Source organism: Streptomyces sp. YGL11-2, from assembly GCF_050054615.1.
Classification (GTDB): domain Bacteria; phylum Actinomycetota; class Actinomycetes; order Streptomycetales; family Streptomycetaceae; genus Streptomyces.
The window spans coordinates 32,982-41,130 of record NZ_JBNHIN010000061.1 but is presented as its reverse complement, the minus strand read 5'-3'; the positions used below and the strand labels follow the sequence as shown (position 1 = coordinate 41,130).

Below are 8,149 nucleotides of genomic sequence, written 5' to 3'. Positions count from 1 at the left end.
GTCTGATCCGCTCGACGGCCGAGAACCACGGTGGCCGGGGCAGTTCCCTGACCGCGCCCAACCCCAAGGCCCAGGCCGCCCTTTTGCGAGAGGCATACGGGAAGGCCGGGATCGACCCGCGGACGGTCGGTTACATCGAGGCCCACGGCACCGGCACCAAGCTGGGCGACCCGGTCGAGATCAACGGGCTCAAGGCGGCGTTCCGGGAGCTGTACGAGGAGCGGGGCGCGGTGGTGGAGGAGGCGCACTGCGGGGTCGGTTCGGTGAAGACCAACATCGGTCATCTCGAACTGGCGGCGGGTGTCGCGGGTGTGATCAAGGTGCTGTTGCAGATGCGGCACCGCACGCTGGTCAAGAGCCTGCACTGCGAGACCGTCAACCCGTACATCGACCTGGGCGGCAGCCCGTTCCACCTCGTGCGCGAGCGTCAGCCCTGGCCGGCGCCGCACGACGGGGAGNGCCTGCACTGCGAGACCGTCAACCCGTACATCGACCTGGGCGGCAGCCCGTTCCACCTCGTGCGCGAGCGTCAGCCCTGGCCGGCGCCGCACGACGGGGAGGGCCGTGAGCTGCCGCGCCGGGCCGGGGTGAGCTCCTTCGGCTTCGGCGGCGTCAACGCCCATGTCGTCCTTGAGGAATACGTGCCGCACACCGCCCCCGAGCCGGACCGGGCGCCCGCCGCACCGGTCCCCGTCGTCCTGTCGGCGAACCATCCCGACGTGCTGTGCGAACTCGCCGCCCGCTGGGTGGACGTCCTGCGCCGCGGCGACTACGACGACACCGACATGGCGGCGATCGCCCACACCACCCAGACCGGACGCACGCCCATGACCGAGCGCCTCGCATGCCTGGTCCGCACCACCGACGAGCTGCGGGAAGCGCTGGAGTCCTGGCTGCGCGGCGAGCCCGCGGCCGACGTCTTCCGCGGCACGGTCCCGCGCGGCGTCGATCTGCCGGACGCCCCCGCCGGGTTCGGCCCGCGGGACGACCACGCCACCGCGGGCCAGCAGGACTGGGCCCGCCTGCTCCAGGCATGGGTGAACGGCGCCCCCTTCGACTGGGACCGCCTCCACACCGGACGCCGCACGCGCCGGATCGCCCTGCCGACCTACCCGTTCCGCCTCCGGCGCTACTGGGTCGACACCACGCGCCCCGCGCACGGCACGCAGCCGGCGGCACTGCACCCACTGGTGCACACGAACACGTCGGACCTGAACGAACACCGCTACACCTCGCACTTCACCGGCCGCGAGTTCTTCCTGACCGACCACCGCGTCCGAGCCGGTGTGCGGGAGACGGTCGCCGGCTGGCGGCCCGGCCGCAGGCCCACAGCCTCCGGCAGCGGCGCGGACGCCGTGCCGGTGCTGCCGGCAGTGGCCTACCTGGAGATGGCGCGCGCGGCCGCGGTCCAGGCGGCCGGCGGCGACGAACGCGCCTGGTCGCTGAAGCTGGCCTCCTGGCTGCGTCCGCTCACCGTCGAGAAGGCGACCGACGTGCACACCGCGCTGACCACCCGGGCCGACGGCGGACTGAACTACGAGGTGTACACCCTGGACGAGGACGGCGAACGTGTCGCCTTCGGCCGCGGTCAGCTGCGGCGCGCCACCGAAGCGCCCGCCGAGCGGCTCGACCTCGCGGCCCTGCGCGCGCAGTGCGACGGCCCCGTGCTCGACGCCGCGAGCTGCTACGCACGCTTCACCGGCATCGGCATGGCCTACGGCCCGGCGCTGCGCGGCATCGAGCGCCTGCACGCCGGCTCGCGGCAGTCGGTGGCGCGGCTGAAGCTGCCCGCCGCCTCCCGCGCCGATGGCTGCGTACTCAACCCGGGCATGCTCGACGCCGCCCTGCAGGCCACGGTCGGCCTCTTCCTCGACGAACCCGGCACGCCGCGCACGGCACTGCCGTTCGCCCTGGGCGAGTTGGAGGTGCTGCGGGCGGTCCCCGGCACCGGCTGGGGCGTCGTCCGCTTCGCCGAGGCCGACCACGGGGGCGCGGTGCGCCGCCTCGACCTCGACCTCTGCGACGACGACGGCGAGGTGTGCGTACGCGTCCGCGGCTTCAGCGTCCGCACGCTCGGCGACAGCGAGCCCACCGGTGACGCCGAGCCCACCCGGCCCGCCGCACAGGCACCCGAGCCGTCGTCGGGAGCCGACGACGCCCACCTGCTGGACCTGATCGAAGCCATTGGCCGGCGCGAGTTGAGCGCGGATGAATTCAAGAGGAGCCTGGCATGAGCACCACCCGCATCACATCCCTGGACGACCTGCACCGGCTCATTCGCGAGGGACAGGTGGGGCAGGACGAAGCGCTCCGCCTGCTCCGCGACTGGAAGCAGGCACAGGGTCGGACACCGTCGCAGGAGCAGTCACCGGCGCAAGCCGCACGGCCGGCTGACGCCGCCGACACCGAGGACCTGACCGAACGGGTCTGCGCCGTCGTGGTGGAGAAGGTCTGCGAGCTGCTGAAGGTCACCACGGCCGACCTGGACGTGAACGTCGAACTCAGCGAGTACGGGCTCGACTCCCTCGTCATCACCCAGCTGGTGAACATGGTGAACGACTCCCTCGGCCTGGAGCTCGTGCCCACCGTGCTGTTCGAGTACCCGACGATCCGTGCCTTCGGCACCCACCTGACCGACGAGTACGGCCCCGCGCTGGCCACCCGCCTGGGGCTGTGGTCGCCCGGCGCCGCCGCGGAGCCCCGGTCCGTCGAACCCGTCGGCGTGCCTGTGCCGCCCGCGGCCGTCCCGGCACCGGCGGCGGTACCCGACCCCGCGCCCGCCGACCGCCGGGACGACCCCATCGCGGTGGTGGGCATGAGCGGCCGGTTCCCCCAGGCCGAGGACCTCGACGCCTTCTGGCGGAACCTGCGCGACGGCCGTGACTGCATCGCGGAAGTCCCCGCCGACCGGTGGGACTGGCGCGCCCTCTTCGGCGACCCCCTCCAGGAACCGGGCCGCACCAACGTGAAGTGGGGCGGCTTCATGGACGGCGTCGCCGACTTCGATCCGCTGTTCTTCGGCATCGCTCCGCGGGACGCCGTCCATATGGACCCGCAGCAGCGCTTGCTGATGCTGTACGTGTGGAAGGCGCTGGAGGACGCCGGCTACGCCGCCGACTCCCTGGCCGGGAGCAGCCTCGGCCTGTTCGTCGGCACCGGCGACACCGGCTACGGCCTGCTCTCCGACCGCAGCGGCCGCGGCGGGAGCGTCACGCCCACCGGCAGTGTCCCCTCCGTCGGCCCGAACCGGATGAGCTACTTCCTGGACGTGCACGGTCCGAGCGAGCCGATCGAGACCGCCTGTTCGAGTTCCCTGGTCGCCATGCACCGCGGCGTCGTCTCGATCGAACGCGGCGAGTGCGACATGGCCGTCGTCGGCGGCGTCAACACCATGGTGGTCCCCGACGGCCACGTCAGCTTCAGCAAGTCCGGCATGCTGAGCCCCGAGGGCCGGTGCAAGACCTTCTCGGAGGGGGCGGACGGTTATGCCCGTGGTGAGGGTGTGGGCATGCTGGTGCTCAAGAGCCTGTCGGCGGCCGAGCGGGACGGGGACCACATCTACGGTCTGATCCGCTCGACGGCCGAGAACCACGGTGGCCGGGGCAGTTCCCTGACCGCGCCCAACCCCAAGGCCCAGGCCGCGCTGATCCGGCGCGCCTACCGCACCGCGGGCATCGACCCGCGGACGGTCGGCTACATCGAGGCCCACGGCACCGGCACCAAGCTCGGCGACCCGATCGAGATCAACGGGCTCAAGGCGGCGTTCCGGGAGCTGTACGAGGAGCGGGGCGCGGTGGTGGAGGAGGCCCACTGCGGGGTCGGTTCGGTGAAGACCAACATCGGTCATATCGAACTGGCGGCGGGTGTCGCCGGAGTGATCAAGGTGCTGTTGCAGATGCGGCACCGCACGCTCGTCAAGAGCCTGCACTGCGAGACCGTCAACCCGTACATCGACCTGGGCGGCAGCCCGTTCCACCTCGTACGTGAGCAGCAGCCCTGGCCGGCGCCGCACGACGGGGAAGGCCGTGAGCTGCCGCGCCGGGCCGGGGTGAGCTCCTTCGGCTTCGGCGGCGTCAACGCCCATGTCGTCCTTGAGGAATACGTGCCGCGCACCGTACCGCCGGTGAGCACACCGGGCCCCGTGGCCGTCGTCCTGTCGGCCCCGGAGCCCGAGACGCTGCGAGCCCGGGCCCGGCAGCTGTCCGACTGGATCGCCTCGGGCAGGGTCGGCGAGGCCGACCTGCCGGACCTCGCCCACACACTGCAGGTGGGCCGCGTCGCGATGGAGGAGCGCCTGGCGTTCCTGACCCCCTCGCTCGCCGACCTGCGCGAGCGGCTGGACGCCTTCCTCGACGGCGGCAGCGCACCGGGCCTGCACACCGGGCGGGCGCAGCGCCAGGCACCGTGGAACGAACTCGCCGGCGACGACGACATCGCCCTCGCCATCGACAGCTGGATAGCCAAGGGCAAGCTCGGACGCCTGCTCAAGCTCTGGGTCACCGGCTTCGACGTGGACTGGCGGCGCCTGAACGCCGGCCGGTCGACGCGGCGCATCCCGCTGCCCGCCTACCCGTTCACGCTGCGGCGCTACTGGATCGCCGACGCGAAGAGCACCACACGGACCCCGGTACCGGCGGCCGCGGCGCTGAGCGCGGCACCGTCGTCCCACCGCCGCGAACTGACCGGGAACGAGTTCTACGTGCGCGACCACCGGGTGGGGAACACCCCCGTCCTGCCCGGCGCCGCCTACCTGGAGTTCGCGCGCGAGGCGCTCGTTCGGGCCAGGTCCGGAGCCACCGCCACCGGCGTGCGCCTGCGCGACGTGACCTGGCTGCGTCCCCTGGAGGTGACGGGCCCGTGCACCCTCTCCGTCGACGTGGATCCGGCCGGCGGGTTCGAGGTGCACGCCCACGGCGCCGGCGACCGCGTCCTGCACGCGAAGGGCTCCGCACACGCCGACCCCGCCCTCCTCGCCTCCGACGACACCCACGACATCGACGCACTGCGCGCGAACCTCCCGTCCCGGCGCGACGGCGCCGAGTGCTACGCGCTGCTCGCGGGCACGGGGATGGGATACGGCCCCGCGTTCCGGGCCGTGCAGGAGCTGTACCACGATGGGGACACCGCCCTTGCGCGGCTGCTCCTCCCCGAGGCCGCGGCATCCCCGCTGACGCTCAACCCGGGCATGCTGGACGCCGCCCTGCAGGCGACCGTGGGGCTGGCGCTCGGCGAGCCCGGCGACGCCCCGGAGGGGACGGCGCTCCCGTTCACCGTGCGCGAGGTACAGGTCCTGGCCCCGACTCCGGCCGAGGGCTGGGCACTTGTGCGCCGAGCCGAGGACGACCGCCGCGACACCGGCGTACGCCGGCTGGACATCGACCTCTGCGACACGCAGGGCAACGTCTGCGTGCGCCTGCTGGGCTTCGGCACACGCTGGAAGCCGAGCCCGGCGCCCCGCGCCGCCGAGCCAACTGCCACGCCCGCACTGCTGATCCAGGCGGACTGGCGCGAGAGCGCGGCACCGGAGCAGCCCGGCGACGACGTCGAGCGGCACGTCGTCCTGTGCGAACTCCCGGCGATGGACGCCACCGCGCTCGGCGCGGCACTGGGCGGCGGCGCCACCTGCGAAACCTGGCAGGCCCGCGGCGAGACCGGCACCCGCTACACCGAATACGCCGAGCGGCTGCTGGAGTTGCTGCGCGCCAAGGCGCAGGAACCCGCCCGGCCGCCGCGCCTCATCCAGGTCGTCACCCCCGCGCACACGCCCTGGCTGGGCGGGCTGAGCGGCATGCTCCGCACGGCGCGCATGGAGCACCCCAAGCTGCTGACGCAGTGGATCGCCCTGGACGGCGACGCCGACCTGGCCGAGTCCGAGCTGGCCGGACGGCTGCGGCGCGACGGCGCCGACTCGGCCGAGGAGGCCGTGCGTTACGAGGGGGGACGCCGGCAGGTCTCCCAGTGGCACGAAGTCGCCCCGGTCGCCCCCGTACTGCCCTGGCGCGACGGCGGCGTCTACCTGCTGACCGGCGGCGCCGGCGGGCTCGGCGCCCTCTTCGCGGAGGACATCGCCCGGCGCGTCGCGGCACCCACCCTCGTCCTGTGCGGTCGCACCCCGCTCGGCCCCGCACAGCAGGAACTGCTCACCACCCTGCGCGACTTGGGCGCCCGGGCCGACTACCGGGTGCTCGACGTCGCCGACCGCGCCGACGTGACCGAGGCCGTACGCGCCGTCCAGGCCGAGTACGGCGCGCTGCACGGCATCGTCCACGCCGCCGGAGTGCTGCGCGACGGCTTCGTGGCCAGGAAGACCGCGGACGACCTCCGGGAGGTGTTCGCGGCCAAGGTGGCAGGGCTGTGCCACCTCGACGAGGCGACCGCCGCCGTCCCGCTCGACTGCTTCATCGGCTTCTCCTCCATGGCCGCCTTCGGCAACGTCGGGCAGGCCGACTACGCGGCCGCCAACGCCTTCATGGACGGATACGCCGCCCACCGCGCCTCCCTGGTGGACCGGGGCAGCCGGTCGGGCCGCACCCTGATCGTGAACTGGCCGCTGTGGGAGAAGGGCGGTATGGGTGCCGATCCGTCGACCGTCCAGCTCCTGGAGTCCGTGGGCATGCGGCCGATGCGCGCATCCGTGGGCATCGACGCCCTGGACCGCAGCTGGGCGACCGGACTGCCCAGCGTCATCCCCCTCGACGGCGACCGGGCCCGGATGCGGGAGCGCTTCCTGCCGGCGCGTCCCGAGCCGGCGGCCACTGCCGCACCCGCGCCGGCCGTCGCGACGGCGCCGGCCACCGCACCGGCCACCGCATCCGTCGCCGAGCCGGCCGAGCCGTCGGCCGTGGGAGCGGTCGTCGCGGACCTCATGGCGACGCTGCTGGAGGTCGACGTCGAGACCCTGCGGTGGGACAAGTCCCTGGGCGACTACGGCTTCGACTCCATCTTCATGATGCAGTTCCTCAGCCAGGCGCAGAAACACCTCGACGCGTCCCTGACCCTCGACGTCATCGCCGACTGCGCGACGGTGCAGGAGATCGTCGACGCGATCACCGGTACGGCCTCCCGGGACACCGGCACGGCCGCCCCGGAGCCCGCTCGGGCGGCTCGGGTCGAGGAGGCCCCGGCAGCCGCCGCACCGGCGCCGGCCCCGGCACGACGCGCCGAGCCCACATCGCCGCACGACTTCCCCGAACTGGTCCGCATGAACGGCGTCACCTCCGGCCGGCCGGTGTTCTGGGTCCACCACGGCAACGGCGGTGTGGAGTCCTACGCCCCGCTGGCCGCCCGCTGCCCGCGCCCCTTCTACGGCATCCAGCCGAAGGGCTGGATCGACTCCACCGACATCCTCACCGGGCAGTACGCCATGGCCGAGTACTACGCGTCCGTCATCCTCGCCGTACAGCCGGAAGGCCCGTACGACCTGGGCGGGTTCTCGCTGGGCGGCCTGTTCGCGTACGAGACCGTGCGGCAGCTCCAGCTGAAGGGCGCCGACGTGCGCACGCTGGTCATGCTGGACACGCTCGACGCCGAGTCCACCAACAAGGCCAACGCCCTCATCGTGGGCGGCAACTTCGACGCCGACGTGGTCACCAAGGTGAGCGACTTCCGCGCCGTCAACCTGATCCTCGGCAACAACCGCTTCGACTCGCACGGCGGCGCCACCCCGATCCTGCGCCGCGACGAGGTCGACACCACCCTGGACACCACGGCGTTCCTCGACTCCCTGATCGACGCCGCTCTCGCCCGCGGCGTCGGCAAGACCGAGACCCAGCTGCGTTCCCGAGTCCGACAGCTGTCCCGCTACTTGGAGGCCACACAGGGCGAGACGTACGCGGTGGACCCCCTGCCGCGGCGCGACGGACTGCGCTGCTACTACCTGCGCAACCGGGGCGGCAAGTTCTTCGGCGCCTTCGAGGAGCACATGGTGCTCTTCCCGAACCCCGACCTCCCCACCGTCGACGGCATCACGTACTGGCGGCAGTGGGCCGACCGGATCGATGACTTCTTCACCATCGACGTCGACACCTCGACGCACGCCGAGGTCATGACGGCCCCGCAGTCGCTCGACAAGCTGATGCGCCTCTGCGACCGGCTCTACTCCGCCGACGACGCCGCCGCCCCGGAGGCCTCCGCACAGGGGGACAACTGA

The 8,149-nt window shown here is 72.9% G+C and carries 2 protein-coding genes; both read left to right on the top strand.

From position 1 onward, the window contains the following. Positions 1-5: 5 nt before the first annotated feature. Positions 6-2,234: a polyketide synthase dehydratase domain-containing protein gene (locus ACO1BR_RS38000; RefSeq protein WP_426799679.1), complete on the top strand. Its 2,229-nt coding sequence runs from the start codon at positions 6-8 to the stop codon at positions 2,232-2,234. After that, on the top strand, positions 2,231-8,149 hold the full coding sequence (locus tag ACO1BR_RS37995; protein ID WP_426799677.1) for an SDR family NAD(P)-dependent oxidoreductase: 5,919 nt from the start codon (positions 2,231-2,233) through the stop codon (positions 8,147-8,149). The genes ACO1BR_RS38000 and ACO1BR_RS37995 overlap by 4 nt, the downstream gene beginning before the upstream one ends.

Bases quoted from the DNA above. Each gene is read 5' to 3' on its own strand.
- ACO1BR_RS37995 (WP_426799677.1), top strand. From the start codon at position 2,231: ATGAGCACCACCCGCATCACATCCCTGGACGACCTGCACCGGCTCATT.